Consider the following 20,247-nt stretch of genomic DNA (forward strand, 5'->3'; position numbering starts at 1 on the left):
AAAATGAATTGGGAAGCAGAAGTCATACGAAAAAAAGACAATTTGATTCAGGATACACAATCTTTTTTACAAATTGAAAGTGTCTTGGATGAAGAAGGCGGCACAGAAGGAAAACCGTTCGGTGAAAAAGTGGATGAGGCTCTTCAGTATATGCTCAAAAAAGGGCAGGACGAGGGCTTCAAAGTGAAAAATGTTGATGGTTATGCTGGTCATATTGAATATGGAGAAGGCGAAGATATCGTCGGTGTGCTATGCCATGTGGATGTCGTGCCTGCGGGAGACGACTGGACAACCCCGCCATTTTCAGCGGACATAAGAGAAAATAAAATCTTTGCAAGAGGAGCCATTGATGATAAAGGGCCGACCATGGCGGCGTTTTACGCATTGAAAATGTTAAAAGATGCCGGTCTGCCGCTGTCGAAAAAGATTCGAATCATCATTGGCACAGATGAAGAAAGCGATTGGCGCTGCGTCGATCACTATTTCAAGCATGAGGCGATGCCGCAAATTGGCTTTGCACCAGATGCTGATTTTCCAATTATTCATGCTGAAAAAGGGATCATAGATGCCATCGTATCCTTTACATACGAACAATCAGAAGAAAACAAGCGTTACATCCTCAAGCAATTCACATCAGGCATGCGTCTCAATATGGTCCCAGATGAGGCTCGCGCAATTGTGGCAGCAGCAAACGATCACGATGCTGAAGCCTTAAAAACGGCTTTTGCAGCCTATCTTGCGGAAAATCAGTTAACCGGTGAGACAAACCATACAGCAGATGGACTGACATTCACATTAAAAGGTGTATCAGTTCATGCAATGGAGCCGGCGAATGGCACAAATGCGGGCATTCATATGGCAAATTTCTTATGTGCGCATGAATTAGATGAAAGAGGGCTCGCATTTACATCACAAATAAATGCTTTATTTGATCAAGACACAAGAGGACAAAAACTCGGCATCGCTTGTAAGGATGATATTAGTGGTGACTTGACCTTGAATGTTGGCACAATCCGCTATTCGCAAAACGAAGAAGCGAAGCTTGGGCTGAATGTCCGCTATCCCGTAACCGCGGACGGTGAGGAAGTCAAAAAAGGGATTGAACGAATAAAAGGGGCAACGATCGAGAAATTTGATGACAGTCCTCCTCATCACGTCTCAAAAGACCATCCACTTGTAAAAACATTACAGCGTGTCTACGAAGAACAAACAGGAGATCCTGCCCATCTTATTGCGATTGGGGGAGGAACGTATGCAAGGTCATTAGAAGCAGGCGTTGCCTTTGGCCCTCTATTCCCTGGAAGACCTGATTGCGCACACCAAAAGGATGAATATATCGAAATCGATGATTTACTACGAGCAACTGCGCTATATGCACAAGCCATGTATGAATTGGCGAAATAAAAAAGGAAAGAGAAGAGGGGATTCACCGTGAAAAAAATGTTCTTATGCTCTTCATTCAAAGACAGCTATTCTCTCTTGTCTGACTTTGCAGGCGACACCTTAAAAGGAAAAAGTGTGACATTCATTCCGGCAGCCAGTGAAGTGGAAGAAGTCACGCACTATGTCGATGCAGCAAAAGAAGCCTTTCATCAATTAGAAATGCGTGTAGAGACTGTTCAGCTGACCGGGCAAACGGTTCAAGAGATCACACAGATCATTAGGAAGAATGATGTCATGTATGTATCTGGCGGCAATACCTTTTATTTGCTGCAAGAATTAAGAAAGCACGGGCTCGATCGTGTATTGAAAGAAGAGATCGGCAAAGGCAAGCTGTATATCGGAGAATCCGCAGGGAGTATTATCATGGCGCCAAGCATTGAATACATCTCACTGATGGATGATCAGGAGAAAGCGCTAGAATTATCTTCCTTTGAAGGATTCAATGAGATCAACAGCTATCCGGTACCGCATATAAACAATCCTTATTTAGGTGAAGCCGCGCAGCACATCATAGAGAAAGATCAAAATACGCTCTCTTTATGCCCGCTCACTGATGAACAAGTTTTACTTGTGACAGGCGAACAGACTGAGGTCAAGACGGTCTTGTAGGAGTTGTTCATATGAAACGAAGAAAAAGGAACAGGAGCATACGCCCTGTTCCTTTTTTAATCTTGAAACACATCACTTGATAAATAACGTTCACCCGTGTCTGCTGTCATACAAATGACAATGTGATCCTTTGGCATTTGCTTGGCTGCTTCAATCGCTGCATAGCATGCCGCGCCAGATGATGGACCGACTAAAATACCTTCAAGACGGGCGAGCTTTCGTGTGATGTCGTAAGCATCTTCATCACTCACTTGCACAATCTCATCATACACCTGTTCGTTTAAAATTTGTGGGATAAATCCTGGACTTGTGCCAACAAGCTTATGTTTGCCAGGTTTCCCGCCTGATAAAACAGGAGACCCCTTTGGCTCTGCCACATGTATCGTCAATTCCGGGAATGCTTTCTTGAGTTCCTCTCCAGTGCCTGTAATGGTTCCGCCCGTTCCAGCAGTTGCGACAAAAGCGGCAAGCTGCTGCCCGATCTGTTGCACTGCATCGATAATTTCTACAGCCGTTGTCCCTCTATGAGCATCGGGGTTCGCACCGTTGTCAAATTGCATGGGAATAAAGCTGTTAGGAATTTGAGCAGCTAATTCTTCTGCCTTGCGAATACAGCCTGGCATTTTTTCCTCCCCTGGGGTTAAGACGACCTGTGCGCCGTATGCCTTTAAAATATTGATTCTTTCTTGGGTCATCGTATCAGGCATGACCAGAATGGCTTTGTAGCCTCTTGCAGCAGCGTTCATCGCTAAGCCAATTCCTGTATTCCCGCTCGTTGGTTCAATAATCGTTGCCCCTTTTGTGAGCTTTCCTTGTTTTTCTGCCTTAAGGATCATATTGTAAGCAGCCCGATCTTTTACACTTCCGCTAGGATTAAATGATTCCAGTTTTAAATAAACAGCAGCGCCATGTTCTGGCTGAAGGCGCTGTAATTTTACAAGTGGTGTATGACCTATTAATTCAGCTATATTTTGTGCAACCTTCATCATGTGACACCCTTTCTTCTCATTCCGCATTACTTTAGTTATACTATCATCAATGGGGATTCGTAAAGTTTGTTAAAAAGGACAGGTGAAAATATGGCCGAAAGCCGTCATTATTTTATCGGGATTCCAATCCCTGAACAACTCGCGTATCAAATGAAAGCGGATATAGACAAGAGGAGCGGGCTTTCCTTTCAAAAATGGACAGAACCCACTGATTATCATGTCACCCTTGTGTTTTTAGGCGCGATTCCAGAGGACCGTTTAAATAAGATATCTGAGCTGCTTGAACAGCTGTCTCATGAGGTGTCTGTTTTCCCGTTGAAGCTGAATGAAGTAGGAATATTTGGTCAAAAGGAGCGGCCGAGAGTCTTTTTTGCAAAGCCTAGTGAAAGTAAGCCTTTGATGGATCTAAGAGAAAAGGTAAAAACAGCCGTTTTGACAGCAGGTCATCCTGTCGAAAAGAGACCCTTTCATCCACATATGACGATTGCGCGCAAATGGAATAGAGAACAGTCCTATATAGAACAAGCGCCCTTACGGAAAGAACCATATTCGATGGAGGTTTCTAGTATCGCTTTATTTGAAATTCGTCTAAAAGAAACCCCACGTTATCACGCGATCAAACAATTTACACTACATAAATGATTCTAGAGGTTGGAGTGAGCAGCAGATGGCGCAAATTATTAAAATCCAAGATTATATATCACGATATGAACAAGACCCGCATCATTACATCAATCAGTTTATTCGGTTGAAAAAACAAAGGTGGGACGAGTTAAAAAAGGCTTCAAAAGAGCAGGTGCAAAAGCAGGCTGACCAAGCCACCGAGCAAGCACCTGAGCAAGAGGAAGAAAAGAGAAAGAAATTCTCCTTAAAAAGAAAGCAAAAAGAAGCCGATATGAAAAAGGAACGGGACCTGAGTCTTTTTAACGAGCCAACAGATATAGAACAAGGTGTTTTTACAAACGTTCCTACCGATGAAACGAAGCTGATTCCCTTTTTTAAGGATCATCTTTACGATGTTCAATTAAAATGGGCCAGCTCGACGATCTCTCATATTTCAACTGTCTCTCACCACATTCGATATGATGAAAAGCTGCGGATGCTTGCAAGGCAGCTGCCAGATTCTTATTTTGTGATGTACAAGCCGGTGCTGCTCATTCAAAAAGCTGAGATGGAATTGTGTCCAGTGCTCATTACGCCGCTTGAAGTCATCTGTTTATCTTTCTTAGAAGCAGAGCCAGACAGCGTATATATTGGATCGAAGGAACGTTTTTGGGAAAAGCGGGCGACTGGAAAAGCTGTTCAATCCGTCTTGAACCCTTGCGCAAGCCTTCTTCGCTCTGGAACTGTTGTGTCAAAAATTTTACAGCAAAGTGGTGTGGAGCTTCCTGTGAAAAAAATCCTCATCAGCCGCACCTCGTATATTGATTTGCCCGAAGTTCCATTCGGGATGGAGGTTGTCGATAAGAAGAAAGCGGAGGATTGGTTTGACAAGCAGCGGAAAAACACCGCGCCGACAAAGCACCAGCAATTCAAAGCGACAAAGGCATTGCTCGCTTATGGTGAATCAGACAGCAAAAGAAGGCAGGAATGGCTTGATTAAAGGCATATCAAGGTCACCAAAAAATGAGACCTGAGTGGAGCTAATATATGAATGAATGGTACTTTATCGTCAATCCAGCAGCAGGACAAGGAAAAGGACTCCGCACTTGGAGAAGCATAGAGAAAGAATTACAAAAGGTAGAGATCTCATACAGATCGTTTCTTACCCAGCATGAAGGACATGCCGAAGTTTTGGCGAGACAGATTAGCGCTATGCAAGACGACAGATTGAAACGGTTGATCGTCATTGGCGGTGACGGCACAATTCATGAAGTGCTAAATGGTTTAAAAGAAATCGATCATGTGCAGCTAAGCTTTGTCCCAGCAGGTCATTGGAATGATGCTGCGAAGGGGCTGGGCATCCAGCGTCATGATGTGATCAAAGAAGTGAGAAAACAAAAGAGGATGCTGACGAAAACATTTTCTCTCGGTTCCTTTCAAGATCATGCAGAAAGTCCGCAATCTGTTCTTTTTCTCAATCATATTGGTGTTGGGTTTGATGCGCATGTCTTGAAGAGAACGGTCCATTTTAGAGGGAAAAAGTGGCTCAACCGACTCAAACTCGGGTTTATCATCTACCCGCTGTCTTTTCTACATTCGTTATGGTCATTCAAACCGTTTGACCTTGCTCTTTTTATTGAAAATGAGAGAAAAGTATTTCGCCAAGTGTGGTTTGTGATCGTATGTAATCACCCTTACTATGGGGGCGGGCTGGAAGCAGCACCGGAAGCGAGTGCGAGGCAATCAGGATTTCAAACGCTCGTTGTCACGGATTTGAATCCATTGAAAGTTCTCTTATTTTTAAGTGCAATGGTTTTTAAAAAGCACCTTGTAATGGAGGGAGTCACCCTTTTTCAGCATGAAGAAGCCTACTTGGAGGCAGATGAAAAAATCTTATTTCACGCCGATGGAGAAGTGATTGGCGCCACTCCAGTGTTTGTTAAGGCTAGTGAGCGATCGTTAAAATTACGTGGCTAAGAAGCAGCCAGTGTGCGCACGAACAAAAGAAACATGAAAAAAGACTTCCTTTTTCATAAGGTTCTTGTCCTGATTTTCTAGTTTTGCTTGACGAGTATAAGAAGGTAGCGATAAAATCTATAGGACGGCTATTGTTTAGCATCTCATTCTCAATAGCTGTCCTTTTTGTTTTTATGATCATATAAATAAAAAATAAACAGCCAATTGATCTCAATCGGCTGAATTTTGTTGACTAAAAAAGCATGATTTAAAATATTTTAAGAAATGATGGGTTGAAAATTGATATGAACTGGTTGGGACAAATATTAGGTAGCGAATGGCACATCTCTCCTGCTGGAGGCGCTACGGGAGATGCATACTTCGCAACACACAATGACCAAAAGCTATTTTTAAAACGCAATACGTCACCGTTTCTTGCGGTTTTGTCAGCTGAAGGCATTGTGCCGAAGCTTGTCTGGACAAAACGGATGGAAAATGGGGATGTCATCACTGCGCAGCACTGGCTGAGCGGCAGAGAGCTGAAGCCAAAGGACATGAATGACCGTCCTGTAGCGGAGCAGCTAAGAAAAATTCATACATCAAAAGAGCTGCTCGATATGCTGAAACGATTAGAAAAGCACTCGCTTGACCCGGCATCGATCTTGATGCATCTCAAGGCATCGATCTTAAAAGAGCAGATTGACTCACATGATATGACGCGCGCCATCCAGTATTTAGAGAAACATGTGGAGGCAGTTCATTTCGAGGATAAGGTCGTATGCCATTGTGACCTCAACCATAATAATTGGCTGCTGACAGATGAAAACCAGCTCTATTTAATTGATTGGGACGGGGCAATGATTGCGGATCCAGCGATTGATCTTGGACCGCTCTTATACCATTATGTTGAAGAAGAGAACTGGGAAAGCTGGCTCTCTATGTATGGTGCTCCGCTGACTGACAACTTGCGAAAACGCATGGCATGGTATGTGCTGGCTGAAACCGTCTCGTTTGTCGTTTGGCATAAAAGAAAAGGAAATGAAAAGGCGCAAAAAGAAGTGCAAGCCGAGCTACATGCACTCTTAAAACGGTTAAACATCCATTAAGACAGTGGAATGTTCTCGACCCAGTTAGATAGATGAGATTGATGCGCTTCGATATGTGCATCAATTGAACTGACAGAAGTGCCTTTTTGGCTGTAATCATAAATATCTGTTAGTAGCTGACGAACGTCAGCATCCAAATCTTCTTTTGCCAGCATTAATTGAATCACGCGTCCCACCTGTTCATATTCTGCAACAGTCCCGCAGCAATCCAGCTGGTGATCAGTTAAAATATCTTTGATTAATTGAAGCTGATGTTGGCGGTTTAATCCCATACGTATGCTCCTTTCAAGGCGTGTCATTTATGTGGTTAAACTGTGCATTCAGCTTTGATTTTATACATGAAGCAGACCAGCCCAATTAGCAGCTGGTCTTTTTCATATGTGCGGATAAGATGCTGTCTTGCGGCTCTTTATGTTTCATGGTATCTTGATAAAATGTAAAGAAAATAGAGGTGTATCAAATTGAGAATGCGACATAAACCGTGGGCGGATGATTACTTAGCTGAAAATGCTCATATTGCTTTAGCCAACCCTGAACAATACAAAGGGAAATGGCATGAGCTGTTTGAAAATGATCATCCAATCCATATCGAAGTCGGTACAGGAAAAGGGAGCTTTATTGCCGGAATGGGCAAGCTTCATCCTGAGATAAACTATATCGGCATTGAATTATTTAAAAGTGTCATTGTGACGGCAGTCGATAAAATCAAAGAAACAGATGTAGAAAACGTAAAGCTTCTAAACATCAACGCAGAGACACTAACAGATGTCTTTGCGGAAAATGAGATTGACCGGGTGTATTTGAACTTCTCTGATCCGTGGCCAAAATCAAGGCATGAAAAACGTAGGTTGACGTTTAAAGCCTTTTTAAAGCGATATGAACAGATCCTCCGTCCAGGCGGTGAATTACATTTCAAAACCGATAACCGCGGACTATTTGAATATTCCTTGAAAAGCTTTTCGTCTTACGGACTCCTTTTAACGTATGTGAGCCTTGATTTACATGATGATGGCCTCGAAGGAAATGTCATGACAGAATATGAAGAGAAATTCTCTTCCATGGGACAACCGATCTATCGATCAGAAGTAAAATTCCCTGAATAACAAGCGAACAAAGCTGGCTGCAACGAACGATTGCAGTCAGCTTTTTTTGATAAAAGATTAGCACATGCGATTTTCCTTTGTATTTGCTACGATAGAAAAAGGAGGGATGACAGCAATGGAGACAATGAAAATAGGTGAAATGGAACTGTTCTGGTTAAATGGGGGGGATACACACATGGATGGCGGTGCCATGTTTGGCGTGGTGCCAAAGCCATTATGGTCAAAAAAATACCCTGTGAATGATCGAAATCAAATTGAATTACGGTGTGATCCAATGCTCATACGGTGGAACGGTCTTCATCTGTTAGTAGATTCCGGCATCGGGTCAGGGAAGCTGACAGAGAAACAAAAACGCAATTATGGCGTCACAGAGGAAACGAAAATAGAAGAATCACTTGCGGCTCTCGGTTTGCGCCCATCTGATATAGATTACGTCTTAATGACTCATTTGCATTTTGATCATGCAAGCGGGCTGACAAAACGTGAAGGCGATGAGCTCGTGTCTGTTTTTCAGCAGGCAAAAATCATCACGTCCAAAATTGAATGGGACGAAATGAGAGCGCCGAACATTCGCTCAAGAAATACATATTGGAAAGAAAACTGGGAGCCTGTTGCCGATCAAGTCATGACATTTGAAGATAGCATCGAAGTAACAGAAGGCATCCGCCTGCATCATACAGGCGGACATAGCGATGGGCATAGCATCTTAACGCTCACAAGTCAGGGAGAAACGGCTATTCATTTAGCGGATATCATGCCGACACACGCTCATAAAAACCCGCTATGGGTCTTGGCATACGATGATTATCCAATGACCTCGATCCCAGCGAAGCAAAAATGGCAGGCATTCGCCGAAGAAAACAATGCATGGTACTTGTTTTATCATGATGCCATCTACCGTGCTGTAAAGTGGGATGAAGACGGGGCAATGACCCATGAGGTCAAAAGAGAAACCGGAAGATAAAAGATCATCTGTATGTTTTTTCGCCTTTCACACAAAATAACGACAAAATGAACTTGTGAAAGGAAGAGTGCAGGTGAATCAATTTTATCGTGTACATGGTGATGTCATCGAGACACCGTTAAGAGGGATGGAAGTCATGTCTGTCCCTTATTTAAACAAAGGGGTCGCATTTACAAAGGAAGAGCGGGAAGAGCTTGGGTTAAAAGGATTTCTGCCGCCGAAGGTGTTAACACTAGAAGATCAAGCAAAGCGTGCATATGAACAGTTCAAAGCACAGCCAGACGCACTTGGGAAAAATGTCTATTTAACTGCGCTTCATGACAGAAATGAAGTGCTCTTTTATAAATTATTAAATGAGCATTTGGCAGAAATGCTGCCGATTGTTTACACACCGACCGTAGGAACAGCGATTCAGCGTTACAGCCACGAGTATAGAAAGCCAAGAGGAATTTATTTATCCATTGATGACCTAGAAGGAATGGAAGAAATTTTTGCATCTTACGGAGTGGATGAATCAATTGATCTCATTGTCGCAACAGATGCAGAAGGAATTTTAGGCATCGGCGACTGGGGTGTTGGCGGAATTGCCATTTCAGTCGGGAAGCTGGCTGTTTATACAGCCGCAGCAGGGATTGATCCTAGCCGTGTGCTGGCAGTGGTGCTTGATGCTGGGACCAACCAGGAAAGCCTTTTAAATGATCCGCTTTATGTGGGAAATCAGCACTCCCGCGTTCGAGGAGAGCGCTATGATCAGTTTATTGATCAATATGTTGAGCTTGCCCGTGCGACTTTTCCAAATGCACTTCTTCACTGGGAAGACTTCGGTACAAAAAATGCGCGCGCCATTTTGGAAAAATATAAGGACCGTATTTGTACGTTTAATGATGATATTCAAGGAACTGGAGCCGTCTCACTTGCTGCCGTTCTGGCTTGTGCAAAAGCATCGAAGGTTCCGCTGAAAGATCACCGAATCGTGATCTTTGGAGCAGGTACAGCAGGGATTGGTATAGCCGAGCAAATTCGTGATGCGATCGTGCGAGACGGTGTCAAAGAAGAGGAATCATATGATCATTTCTGGTGTATTGATAAAACGGGATTGCTCACAGATGATTCACCCGACATTCAGCCATTCCAAAAGCCGTATGCAAGACGTTCTGATGAAGTGAAGGATTATGCACGTAATGGTCCAAAGCATTCAATTGATTTGTTAGAGGTCGTGAAGCAGGCGAAACCTACGATCTTAATTGGTACCTCAACTGTAGGTGGGGCATTTACAGAGGAAATTGTGAAAGAAATGGCGTCACATGTAGAGCGGCCAGCGATTTTACCGATGTCAAACCCGACACCTCTTTCAGAGGCAAAGCCGGAAGATCTCATTGAATGGACAGAAGGACGTGCGCTTGTCACAACGGGAAGCCCGTTTGATCCGGTTGAATATGGTGGTGTGACATATGAAATTGGGCAGGCAAATAATGCTCTTGTGTTTCCAGGGCTTGGTCTTGGAACGATTGTGTGTAAAGCCCGCCTCATGACAGACAGCATGTTTGTTGCGAGTGCTGAAGCGATTGCGAGCATGGTCAATGTCGGAAAACCGGGTGCTGCGATGCTTCCAAGTGTTGATCAGCTCAGAACAGTTTCAGCGACAGTGGCTGTCCGTGTGGCACAAGCAGCGATTGACGAAGGAATTGCGGAAGAAACCCCTGATGATCTCATTCAGGCTGTGCAAGACGCCATGTGGCACCCTGTATACAAAAAAATCAAAGCCATCTAAAAAAAGCTTCGCAAGGACTTGTCTTTGCGAAGCTTTCTTATTAAGCAACAGAATCAATGACATCAACGATCATGCCTGTTTTTGCATCAATCATGACTTCATACTGTTCCAGCTCGCCAAAGGCGGAGCGTGTAATGCCAGATTTGTACACATCAATCGTTTCACCATTTACGGTATACGGTTCTGGTACAGTATAAATCCAAGAGCCATCAATCGGGCCGCGCTGTTTAAAAGCAGATTTCACAATTTTTAACGCTTTTTCAGACGAGATATACGTCGGGAAAAAGACTTTCTTTGCAACAATTGCAGCGGCTACGCCAATACTCGCACCAATCAGAACATGTTTTAACTTCAACGTGCTGCACCTCCGTATTGCTGTTTTTTCCATTATACAAAACTTGTCCAGCGATGTTAAGAAATCCGAATACTTGAAAGCATATTCAAAATTTCTGGAGAGATACTTGGAAAACCGAAAGAATTCTTATAGTATAAAGTGAGTGTTATTTTTATAGGAATTTATATGGTCATTACATAGAAATGAGGGTAACTGTCAAATGAACGAAGAAACAATGTCGCTTTTCCGAAATTTAACAGAATTACAAGGGGCTCCAGGTAATGAGCACCATGTGCGTGCTTTTATGAAAAAGGAACTTGAGAAATATTCCGATGAACTCATACAGGATCGTCTTGGCGGAGTGTTTGGTGTCCGCAAAGGCCCAGAGAACGCGCCGAAGATTATGGTGGCTGGTCATATGGATGAAGTCGGCTTTATGGTGTCATCCATTACGAAAAATGGAATGATTCGTTTTCAAACACTTGGCGGCTGGTGGAGTCAAGTGATGCTTGCGCAGCGTGTGGATGTTCATACGGATCACGGGCCAATTCCGGGCGTTGTATCGAGCACACCTCCTCATCTTCTGACACCAGAACAAAAAAGCAAACCAGTAAAACCGTCAGATATGCTGATTGATATTGGTGCAGACAGTGAAGAAGAAGCGAAAGAGCTTGGCGTTCGCCCAGGGCAGCAAATCGTTCCTGCAACGGTCTTTACCCCAATGGCCAATCCGAAAAAGATTTTAGCCAAAGCTTGGGATAACCGCTATGGGTGCGGACTTGCCATTGAATTATTGAAAGAATTAAAAGACGAAGCTCTTTCATGTCAGCTATATTCAGGCGCAACCGTCCAAGAGGAAGTAGGGCTCAGAGGGGCTGAGGTAGCTGCGAATATGATTAAACCGGATCTGTTCTTTGCTCTAGATGCGAGTCCTGCAAATGATGTGACGGGAGACAAATCACAATTTGGCCAGCTTGGAAAAGGTGCACTTCTTCGTATTTATGATCGCACGATGATTACGCACCGAGGCATGAGAGAATTTGTCCTCGATACAGCCGAAACAAACAATATTCCATATCAATATTTCGTATCGCCAGGCGGTACGGATGCTGGACGTGTTCATATCTCAAATCAAGGTGTACCATCTGCTGTTATTGGTGTATGTGCGCGTTACATTCATACAAGTCACTCTGTCTTGCATGTGGATGATTATGCAGCGGCAAAAGAATTAATTGTTCGTCTTGTGAAAAATTGTGATCAAAGCACGGTGGATTCGATTTATCAACAAGTGTAAACGATAAGAAAAAGGCTGCCTCATTAAGAGCACAGCCTTTTTCTTATTCCTGTTCAAACACGTATGACAACGCCTTAATCGCTTGATTCACTGTTTCGACAGTGATATTTGCTTTGTTTGATAATTCCTTTAGGGGATGATGTAATTCTTTAGGACGAATCAAAATAAGGGGTTTCCCTTTGGCGATGGCAGAAGAAGCATCCATTGCCGTGTTCCACTGTTTATATTTCTCACCAAAGCGGGCGATGACAACGTCTGCCTTATTTAATAATAGTTCGGTGCGGAAATTGTTCAAATCAGAAGCCGCATCGTCTTTCAAGATGGCATTTGGCTGCCCGCCTAAAATATCTTCTCCGATGTTATCTGATCGGTCATGATTCTCCATTGGACCAACAAACGTCACTGGTAGTTTCAACGACTGGCTTTTTTCCTTAATTTCATCGCGCCACTGGCTATGAATTTCTCCAGCTAAATAAACCGTTAATTGCATAACAATCTCCTCCTTGTGCACAAACTTAGTAAAGGTTTGCCCTGTTTCTTTTCATGTTACACAAGAAGTGCTTGATAAAGCAAAAAAAATATGATTATGATATTCATGGTAGAGACTATTTTTCATCGTAAGAAGACTACATATAATGGGAAGGACAGGCCTCTTCGTCTTTCCTATGAGAAAGCAGGAAGACGACGTTGATGACTTATTTAAAAAGAAAGGGTATCTCCCTTTCGCCAAAGGTGTATTTTATTGATGCACTCTCTTATATGGCTTTAGGTCTATTTGCTACATTAGTGGTAGGGCTGATTTTAAAAACAGCAGGCGGCCTGTTATCATTTCCTCTCATCGTGGAAATGGGAACGCTCGCTATGGGGCTGATGGGACCAGCAATTGGCGTAGCGGTTGCTTATCGCTTAAACGCTTCTCCTTTAATTATTTTCGCAAGTGTTGTTTCAGGTGCCGCTGGAGCAGAGCTTGGGGGACCCGCTGGAAGCTTCGTGGCTGCTCTCATTGGTGTGGAATTAGGCAAACTGATCAGTGGTGAGACAAGAATTGATATTATTTTAACGCCGCTTGTGACCATTATCACAGGTTTTCTCACCGCTGCTTTCATCGGCCCTGGGATTCAGGCGGTGATGACAGGGCTCGGCAGGCTGATCGTATGGGGGACTGATCAAAGTCCACTCATCATGGGCATGCTGGTTGCAACCATTGTTGGACTTGCTCTTAGCTCACCGATTTCAAGCGCTGCGCTTGCGCTGATGCTTGATTTAAGCGGTCTTGCTGCTGGTGCGGCAACGATTGGCTGCTGTGCGCAGATGGTCGGCTTTGCTGCTGCAGGATTTAGAGAAAATCGTTTTGGCGGTCTTGCTGCGGTAGGCATTGGAACATCAAAACTACAGCTGCCGAACATTGTGAAAAATCCACTCATTCTCATTCCGCCGACGATTGCAGGACTGATTCTTGCGCCAATTGGTATCATTGGCTTTGGGATGGTCAATAATGCGGCAGGAGCGGGTATGGGAACGAGCGGACTTGTCGGCCAGCTCATGACTCTCACAGTCATGGGATTTCATCCTTCCGTTTTCCTCGCTATTGCTCTCTTGCATATCGTTGGCCCGGCAGTGATTAGTTTGGTAGTATCAGAATGGATGAGAAAGAAAGGCTATATACAATTCGGAGATTTAAGTATACAAACTGGAGGAATCAAACATGAAAAAAATTGAATCAAACGAAGAATTACAAAAAGTGATTCAAGAAGACTTAACCGTATTACTATTTTCAGCTGACTGGTGCCCGGACTGCACATTTATTGAGCCGTTTTTGCCAGAGCTTGAAGCAAACTATCCAGAATTTGAATACTTCTATGTGGATAGAGATCAGTTCATCGACACTTGTGCAGAGTGGGAAATTTACGGAATTCCAAGCTTTTTAGTCTTTAAAAACGGACAAGAGATCAACCGTTTTGTCAGCAAAGATCGTAAGACAAAGGAAGAGATTGAAGCATTTTTAACAGATTCTCTTTCTAAATAACGAAAGGAGAGTCTTATTATGGCGAAAATGACATCAAGACAGCTTGCCAATCAATTGAAAAGCCGTCTGACGAACGACAGCTGGACCCACCAGTTTGACAGGGAAAAAGATACGCTTCGTGTGGAAGATAAACATACAGGAAAGGGTATCACGCTTGAGCTCCCGCCGATTATTGCAAAGTGGGAAGTAAAGCCTGATGAAACACTGGATGAGATCGTTTATTATGTGAAAGAGGCGCTCAGCGCTATGAAAGGTGAAGCGCAGCACATCTCAGGTAAAGAGAAGCACATTTATCCGGTCATTCGTTCAACGTCCTTTCCAGAAACATCAAGTGATGAGATTCCGCTCGTTTTTGATGAGCATACAGCAGAGACAAGAATCTACTATGCACTTGACCTTGGAAGCACCTACAGATTAATTGACGAGAAGATGCTGCAAAAGGAAAACTGGACAAAAGAACGAATCAGAGAAACCGCAAGTTTTAACGTCCGTTCACTAAAGACTGTCGTGAAAATGGATGAAGTGGCGGGCAACCGTTTTTATTTCTTCCGTGCAAACGACGGGTACGATGCAAGCAGAATATTAAATGAATCGATTTTACAAGAATACGCGCAAAAAGTAGAGGGGCAAATGGCTATTTCCGTTCCCCATCAAGATGTGTTTATCATTGCAGATGTACGCAATGAATCAGGCTATGATATTTTAGGGCAAATGTCGATGAGCTTCTTCGCCAGCGGCACGGTTCCGATTACGGCCTTGTCATTTTTATATGACGAAGGCAAGCTTGAACCAATCTTTATTCTTGCAAAAAGTAGACCAAAACAGCAGTAGAAGGGAATTTTGAAGAATGAACGTTTTTTATAATGCAGAAGGTGTCGGCGACACACTCCTTATTTCATTGAAAGATGTAACAAGAGAAGAAGTAGGTCATGAAACGTTTGGAGATGTCGTAAGAATCTTCAATCAAGACACAAAAGAAACAACAGGCTTTAATATTTTCAATGCATCTACTTACATGAAAATTGAAGAAAACGGATCTGTACCGCTTTCTGAAACGCTTGTTCAAGATATCAATGAAATTTTAAACCGCAACGGTGTCAGTGAAACATTAACAGTTGATCTATCACCTAAGTTTGTGGTCGGTTATGTGAAGGAAAAAGAAAAACATCCGAATGCAGATAAACTTAACATTTGCCAAGTAGATGTTGGCGATGAAACCTTACAAATCGTGTGCGGTGCACCAAACGTTGATCAAGGTCAATATGTTGTGGTTGCAAAGGTCGGTGCTGTGATGCCGAGCGGTTTGGTGATCAAAGATGCTGAACTAAGAGGTGTTCCTTCAAGCGGAATGATTTGTTCTGCAAAAGAATTAGATCTTCCGAATGCGCCTGCTGAAAAAGGAATCCTTGTTCTAGAAGGAAGCCACCAAGCTGGCGAACCATTTGAAGCGTAACCTCCCATAAACGGGTACAAATGAGCGAAGAATGTGTTATACCAAAAGTCACTAAGTACGTACTTAGTGACTTTTTTTCATCTACAGACAGCATGAACAGCAAAGCGTAGCACTTTTCTCGCTTTTCTGCATGAAAAAGCAATGGTATACTAAAAATCGCCCAAGAAAACGTAAGGGGAGTTAAAGTGAGTGATAAAAGATGAGTTGGTTAGATAAATTTTTTAGTGTATTTTTAGGAGAAGAAAAAAAAGAAGAAAAAGCTGAGAGGCCTGAAACAGGTCCGATTGCACCAAAGCAGCCAGCTGTTGAACAGCATAAAGAATATAAAAAAGTTGAAGATACGAAAGTGTATTATGAATATCCAAAAGGCAATTTCCGCTTTCCTCTCGTTCCAGATGAACCTGCACGTGAGGCAGCAAAGCAACAAGAAAGAAGGCGCACGCGGCCAAGTCAGCCAAAGGCAAAGCAGACGACCTATCAGCCAAAACAAACGGTGCAGCCTGATCTCAATAAAAAGCCTTTTAAACCAGAGCAAATCCCTTCACCCATCTATGGCTACCACCAGGATATGCGTCCAAAACATGCAGCAGCCAAAGAAGACACATCTTCTGTCAAAATGAAATCGTCAGAAGAAACGTCACAGCGTGTCACACTGTTATCAGAAGAAGCAGAGCGTGAACGGAATGTAAGACAGCAAATGAACATCCCGTCTATACGAAAAGAACAACGTATGGAAGACATGATGTCAGCCCAAACAGAAGAACAAGTAGAGAAGCAACCTGTCACGACGCCGCTTACTTTGCAAGAGGAACTCGCTTATCAAGATCACGTTCAATCAACGATGGAACGTTTATATGACGAGCCTTTCAGTGAGACAGAGGATCAAGATCAAGCTTTGTCACAGACCAAAGACGATCGGGAAGCATTCTTACATATGGAGCAAGCTGAAGCATCTAACGAGCCTCTAGAGATGGAGCAAGAACAGGCAGTCACCATTGAACAAGAAGAGCCGATGATTCCGCTTGAAGATGATGCTCAGAAAAAAGAGAGCTTTACATTTGAAACAGCTGAAAGCGCATCACCAGCACTCGACATGGAGATAGAAAGCCCAGTAGAAGAAACTGCGGTGCTGGAAGAGAAGAACATAGAGGCTATGGAGGAAAGAGCAGAGGCTGCACGGATAGAAGAAAGTCAAGCAGACGTGTCAGCGATAGCATTTGAACAAGAAGAACCGGTGATTATACAGGATTCGCAAGATGATGATTCCCTGCCGGAAGAAAAATTAACAGATGATGAAGTCATGCCAGTTGAAGAAGCATCAGATGAATTTGCTGACTCTGGACAAGCAGAGATCGCCGGGGATATGGCAGAAGAGCTTGAGGAAACACCTGAAGAAACGCCTGAAATAAAACGTGAAGAACCAAAACCGTCTTCTCCACAGCCAAAGCACTCAAGCGGTCAAACCTCCACCGTTCCTTTTAACGTCATGATGTTAAAAAGTGATCAGCGCGTGCAAGGACAGAAGAAAACGGCAGATGCACAAGGCTATGTATTTCCGAGTTTAGCTCTTCTAGACGTTCCGCCAGCACAAAAAGAAGAGGACGGAACATGGGTGAAAGAACGGGCAGAACTGCTCAATGCCACACTGAAAAACTTCAATGTCAGAGCAAGTGTTGTTCATGTGACGCAAGGTCCTTCTGTTACAAGATTTGAAGTACATCCTGAACCAGGCGTGAAAGTGAACAAAATTACAAACCTGTCAGATGATATCAAACTCAGTTTGTCTGCAAAAGATATTCGAATCGAAGCGCCGATTCCTGGGAAGAACACGATTGGAATCGAAGTGCCGAACCTTCACAGTAAAATGGTTTTCTTAAGAGAAATGATCAGAAGTAGTGCCTTCAGAGACAATCCATCTCCATTAACGGCGGCACTCGGATTGGATATTTCCGGTCAGCCCGTTGTGGTTGATTTGCAAAAAATGCCGCACGGCTTAATTGCCGGAGCAACAGGTTCAGGGAAAAGTGTCTGTATTAATACCATTCTCGTGAGCCTGATGTTTAAAGCCTCACCTGATGAAGTGAAAATGCTGTTAATCGACCCTAAAATGGTCGAACTGGCACCGTATAATCACATTCCGCATCTTGTGAGCCCGGTTATTACTGATGCCAAGACAGCAACAGCTGCTTTGAAATGGGTAGTAGATGAAATGGAAAGACGCTACGAACTGTTTGCACACTCTGGTGTGAGAGAAATCAAACGATTTAACGAACTGGTGAAAGAAAAACAAATGGGTGAAAAACTGCCATATCTCGTCGTTGTCATTGATGAGCTGGCTGATTTAATGATGGTCGCACCAAATGAAGTCGAAGAAAGCATTTGCCGAATTGCCCAAAAAGCAAGAGCATGCGGGATTCACTTACTCATTGCGACGCAAAGACCTTCTGTTGATGTCATTACAGGCCTCATTAAAGCAAACATCCCAACAAGAATTGCTTTCTCTGTTTCAAGCCAAGTGGATTCAAGAACGATCATTGATATGGCAGGTGCTGAAAAGCTTCTCGGAAAAGGAGACATGCTGTTCTTAGAAAATGGCTCTGGCAAACCGACAAGACTACAAGGGAACTTTGTATCAGATCGAGAGATTGATGAAGTGGTAGCGCATGTGAGAAAACAGCGCAAACCTGTGTTCCTTTTTGAACAGGAAGAATTGATGCTCCAAGGCTCTGCCATTACAGACGAAGATGAATTGTTTATGGACGCATGCCGGTTCGCCATCGAGCAAAATAGTGCAAGTACATCCAGTTTGCAAAGAAGATTTAGAATTGGCTACAATCGAGCAGCAAGATTGATTGATATGATGGAACGTGAAGGAATGATCTCTGGGGCAAAAGGCAGTAAGCCAAGAGAGGTCCTCATGACACTGAGTGACTTAGAACAATTGATCTAAACAAACCACTTCATTTTTTTGATAAACATGGTATGATAGCACATAGGTGCAATTTTTGAATTGGACGCTTTTCGCATGCCTGTCTGAACGCTTTTTAATGAAAATGAGCGAAAGCAGGTGTTAGAAATGGGAAAGTTGTCGGATACTAATCATAGTTAATATTGATTAGAATAGGAAGATCGGAAAAAAATCTTTATTTGGAGCTGCGATTTGTGATCAGCTAGAGACAAAAATCACAAGTTGCAAATTGAAATGAGCGTCATATACTGTAAGTCAGATAGACGTTTGTTGGAGGTACAATTATGACTGTTTATCATTTTGTTGGAATAAAAGGGACAGGTATGAGTCCACTGGCCCAAATTCTTTATGATACTGGGTATACTGTCCAAGGATCGGATATCGAAAAACATATCTTTACACAAAAAGCATTAGAAGAACGAAATATTAAAATTCTTCCATTTGACCCAGATAATATTCAGCCAGGGATGACGGTGATTGCAGGAAATGCATTCCCAGATACACACCCTGAGATTGAGCGTGCTCTTTCTGAAGGGATTCCTGTTATTCGTTATCATAAATTTCTTGGAGAATACATGGATTCATTCACAAACGTTGCAATTACGGGTGCTCATGGTAAAACATCGACAACAGGTCTGCTTGCACATGTGATGCAAGCGGCAAAACCAACTTCCTACTTAATCGGTGATGGATCTGGAATGGGGAAAGAAAACAGCGAGTATTTTGTATTTGAAGCGTGCGAATACCGCAGGCATTTCCTCAGCTACCATCCAGACTATGCGATCATGACCAATATTGATTTTGATCACCCTGATTATTTCACGGATATTGATGACGTGTTTGATGCGTTTCAAAACATGGCACTTCAAGTGAAAAAAGCCATCATCGCTTGCGGTGATGACGAGCATCTGCTCAAGATCCAAGCAAAAGTACCTGTTGTGTACTACGGATTCAATGAAGAAAATGATTTCCAAGCACGAAATGTTGTGAAAAACACAGAAGGCACGACATTTGATGTATTTGTACGTAATACGTTTTATGATACCTTCTACATTCCTGCTTACGGAAACCACAATGTCCTTAACTCATTAGCGGTCATTGCATTATGCCACTATGAGGCCATTGATGTAGAGCTCATCAAAGGTGCTTTAACGACATTTGGAGGTGTGAAACGACGCTTTAATGAAAAAGTAGTCGGTGAACAAGTCTTAATTGACGATTATGCGCACCATCCGACTGAAATTGAAGTCACGATCGAAGCAGCTCGCCAGAAGTATCCAGACCGTGATATTGTAGCAGTCTTCCAGCCGCACACTTTCACTCGTACACAGCAATTTTTAAGTGAATTTGCGGACAGTCTGAAAAAAGCAGACTATGTATACCTCTGTGATATTTTCGGTTCAGCTCGTGAAAACATTGGGAAACTAAGCATTGAAGATTTGCGGGAAAAAATTCCGCAAGCCCAATTGATTGAAGAAGAAGAGACATCTGTGCTGAAAGCACATGAAAATGCGATCTTGGTCTTTATGGGAGCAGGAGATATTCAAAAGTATCTTCGTGCTTATGAGAAAGTCGCAGTATAATTGCCTGTCAAAAAGTGCCGATTCAATCGGCGCTTTTTATTTTGA

Annotated in this window: 20 protein-coding genes; 16 read left to right on the forward strand and 4 right to left on the reverse strand. The window is 43.1% G+C overall.

The features are described 5' to 3' along the window. The first annotated feature begins 3 nt into the window (after window positions 1-3). Entirely contained in the window at window positions 4-1,404 is a 1,401-nt protein-coding gene (gene pepV / locus KFQ09_RS15140; protein ID WP_255835795.1) for a dipeptidase PepV, read from the forward strand. 27 nt (window positions 1,405-1,431) lie between these two features. After that, window positions 1,432-2,052: a Type 1 glutamine amidotransferase-like domain-containing protein gene (locus KFQ09_RS15145; RefSeq protein ID WP_255835796.1), complete on the forward strand. Its 621-nt coding sequence runs from the start codon at window positions 1,432-1,434 to the stop codon at window positions 2,050-2,052. Window positions 2,053-2,108: 56 nt separating this feature from the next. Here KFQ09_RS15145 and cysK read toward each other — a convergent pair whose 3' ends face one another. Further along, on the reverse strand, window positions 2,109-3,038 hold the full coding sequence (cysK, locus tag KFQ09_RS15150; protein WP_025207819.1) for a cysteine synthase A: 930 nt from the start codon (window positions 3,036-3,038) through the stop codon (window positions 2,109-2,111). Between the two features lie 93 nt (window positions 3,039-3,131). On the opposite strand from cysK, the gene thpR reads away from it, so the two are divergent. The 4 genes from thpR to KFQ09_RS15170 all read left to right on the forward strand — a co-directional run bounded on the left by thpR (window position 3,132) and on the right by KFQ09_RS15170 (window position 6,706). Next, window positions 3,132-3,683 (forward strand): RNA 2',3'-cyclic phosphodiesterase, encoded by a 552-nt coding sequence (gene thpR, locus KFQ09_RS15155; RefSeq protein ID WP_060781647.1) that lies wholly within the window; start codon window positions 3,132-3,134, stop codon window positions 3,681-3,683. 25 nt (window positions 3,684-3,708) lie between these two features. Then, window positions 3,709-4,644, forward strand: a complete 936-nt coding sequence (locus KFQ09_RS15160; protein ID WP_255835797.1) for a hypothetical protein — start codon at window positions 3,709-3,711, stop codon at window positions 4,642-4,644. Window positions 4,645-4,691: 47 nt separating this feature from the next. After that, entirely contained in the window at window positions 4,692-5,621 is a 930-nt protein-coding gene (locus tag KFQ09_RS15165) for a YegS/Rv2252/BmrU family lipid kinase (RefSeq protein ID WP_019743712.1), read from the forward strand. A 284-nt stretch (window positions 5,622-5,905) separates the two neighbouring features. Continuing rightward, complete coding sequence (locus KFQ09_RS15170) at window positions 5,906-6,706, forward strand: phosphotransferase family protein (RefSeq protein ID WP_255835798.1); 801 nt, start codon at window positions 5,906-5,908, stop codon at window positions 6,704-6,706. On the opposite strand, the gene KFQ09_RS15175 is transcribed toward KFQ09_RS15170, so the two are convergent. Then, window positions 6,703-6,978 carry a YtzH-like family protein gene (locus KFQ09_RS15175; protein ID WP_017358323.1) on the reverse strand — a complete coding sequence of 92 codons (276 nt, stop codon included), beginning with the start codon at window positions 6,976-6,978 and terminating at the stop codon, window positions 6,703-6,705. The genes KFQ09_RS15170 and KFQ09_RS15175 overlap by 4 nt on opposite strands. A gap of 189 nt (window positions 6,979-7,167) precedes the next feature. Between KFQ09_RS15175 and trmB the strand changes: the two genes are divergently transcribed. The 3 genes from trmB (at window position 7,168) to KFQ09_RS15190 (ending at window position 10,544) form a co-directional block, all read left to right on the forward strand. Continuing rightward, window positions 7,168-7,809, forward strand: coding sequence for a tRNA (guanosine(46)-N7)-methyltransferase TrmB (gene trmB / locus KFQ09_RS15180; RefSeq protein ID WP_255835800.1), 642 nt, complete (start codon window positions 7,168-7,170; stop codon window positions 7,807-7,809). Between the two features lie 115 nt (window positions 7,810-7,924). Then, a complete protein-coding gene (locus KFQ09_RS15185; protein ID WP_008343041.1) occupies window positions 7,925-8,773 on the forward strand; it encodes a YtnP family quorum-quenching lactonase in 849 nt (282 codons plus the stop codon). A gap of 127 nt (window positions 8,774-8,900) precedes the next feature. Continuing rightward, window positions 8,901-10,544 (forward strand): NAD-dependent malic enzyme, encoded by a 1,644-nt coding sequence (locus tag KFQ09_RS15190; protein ID WP_007501821.1) that lies wholly within the window; start codon window positions 8,901-8,903, stop codon window positions 10,542-10,544. Window positions 10,545-10,584: 40 nt separating this feature from the next. On the opposite strand, the gene KFQ09_RS15195 is transcribed toward KFQ09_RS15190, so the two are convergent. Next, window positions 10,585-10,899: a PepSY domain-containing protein gene (locus KFQ09_RS15195; RefSeq protein ID WP_003217759.1), complete on the reverse strand. Its 315-nt coding sequence runs from the start codon at window positions 10,897-10,899 to the stop codon at window positions 10,585-10,587. 199 nt (window positions 10,900-11,098) lie between these two features. Between KFQ09_RS15195 and KFQ09_RS15200 the strand changes: the two genes are divergently transcribed. Further along, window positions 11,099-12,172, forward strand: coding sequence for a M42 family metallopeptidase (locus tag KFQ09_RS15200; RefSeq protein WP_076822445.1), 1,074 nt, complete (start codon window positions 11,099-11,101; stop codon window positions 12,170-12,172). A gap of 43 nt (window positions 12,173-12,215) precedes the next feature. On the opposite strand, the gene KFQ09_RS15205 is transcribed toward KFQ09_RS15200, so the two are convergent. After that, window positions 12,216-12,662 (reverse strand): YtoQ family protein, encoded by a 447-nt coding sequence (locus tag KFQ09_RS15205; RefSeq protein ID WP_007501817.1) that lies wholly within the window; start codon window positions 12,660-12,662, stop codon window positions 12,216-12,218. 200 nt (window positions 12,663-12,862) lie between these two features. On the opposite strand from KFQ09_RS15205, the gene KFQ09_RS15210 reads away from it, so the two are divergent. The 6 genes from KFQ09_RS15210 to murC all read left to right on the forward strand — a co-directional run bounded on the left by KFQ09_RS15210 (window position 12,863) and on the right by murC (window position 20,202). Then, complete coding sequence (locus KFQ09_RS15210) at window positions 12,863-13,891, forward strand: PTS sugar transporter subunit IIC (protein ID WP_019743715.1); 1,029 nt, start codon at window positions 12,863-12,865, stop codon at window positions 13,889-13,891. Next, a complete protein-coding gene (locus KFQ09_RS15215) occupies window positions 13,878-14,198 on the forward strand; it encodes a thioredoxin family protein (RefSeq protein WP_003217665.1) in 321 nt (106 codons plus the stop codon). The genes KFQ09_RS15210 and KFQ09_RS15215 overlap by 14 nt, the downstream gene beginning before the upstream one ends. Window positions 14,199-14,216: 18 nt before the next feature. Further along, window positions 14,217-15,029 carry a DUF1444 domain-containing protein gene (locus KFQ09_RS15220; RefSeq protein ID WP_008343044.1) on the forward strand — a complete coding sequence of 271 codons (813 nt, stop codon included), beginning with the start codon at window positions 14,217-14,219 and terminating at the stop codon, window positions 15,027-15,029. A 16-nt stretch (window positions 15,030-15,045) separates the two neighbouring features. Continuing rightward, a complete protein-coding gene (gene ytpR / locus KFQ09_RS15225; protein WP_035702057.1) occupies window positions 15,046-15,651 on the forward strand; it encodes a YtpR family tRNA-binding protein in 606 nt (201 codons plus the stop codon). 199 nt (window positions 15,652-15,850) lie between these two features. Continuing rightward, window positions 15,851-18,601, forward strand: a complete 2,751-nt coding sequence (locus KFQ09_RS15230; RefSeq protein ID WP_255835801.1) for a DNA translocase FtsK — start codon at window positions 15,851-15,853, stop codon at window positions 18,599-18,601. A 302-nt stretch (window positions 18,602-18,903) separates the two neighbouring features. Further along, entirely contained in the window at window positions 18,904-20,202 is a 1,299-nt protein-coding gene (gene murC, locus KFQ09_RS15235) for a UDP-N-acetylmuramate--L-alanine ligase (protein ID WP_255835802.1), read from the forward strand. Window positions 20,203-20,247 lie beyond the last annotated feature (45 nt).

Origin of the sequence: Bacillus sp. FS02, from assembly GCF_024398395.1 — a bacterium.
GTDB lineage: Bacteria > Bacillota > Bacilli > Bacillales > Bacillaceae > Bacillus > Bacillus altitudinis.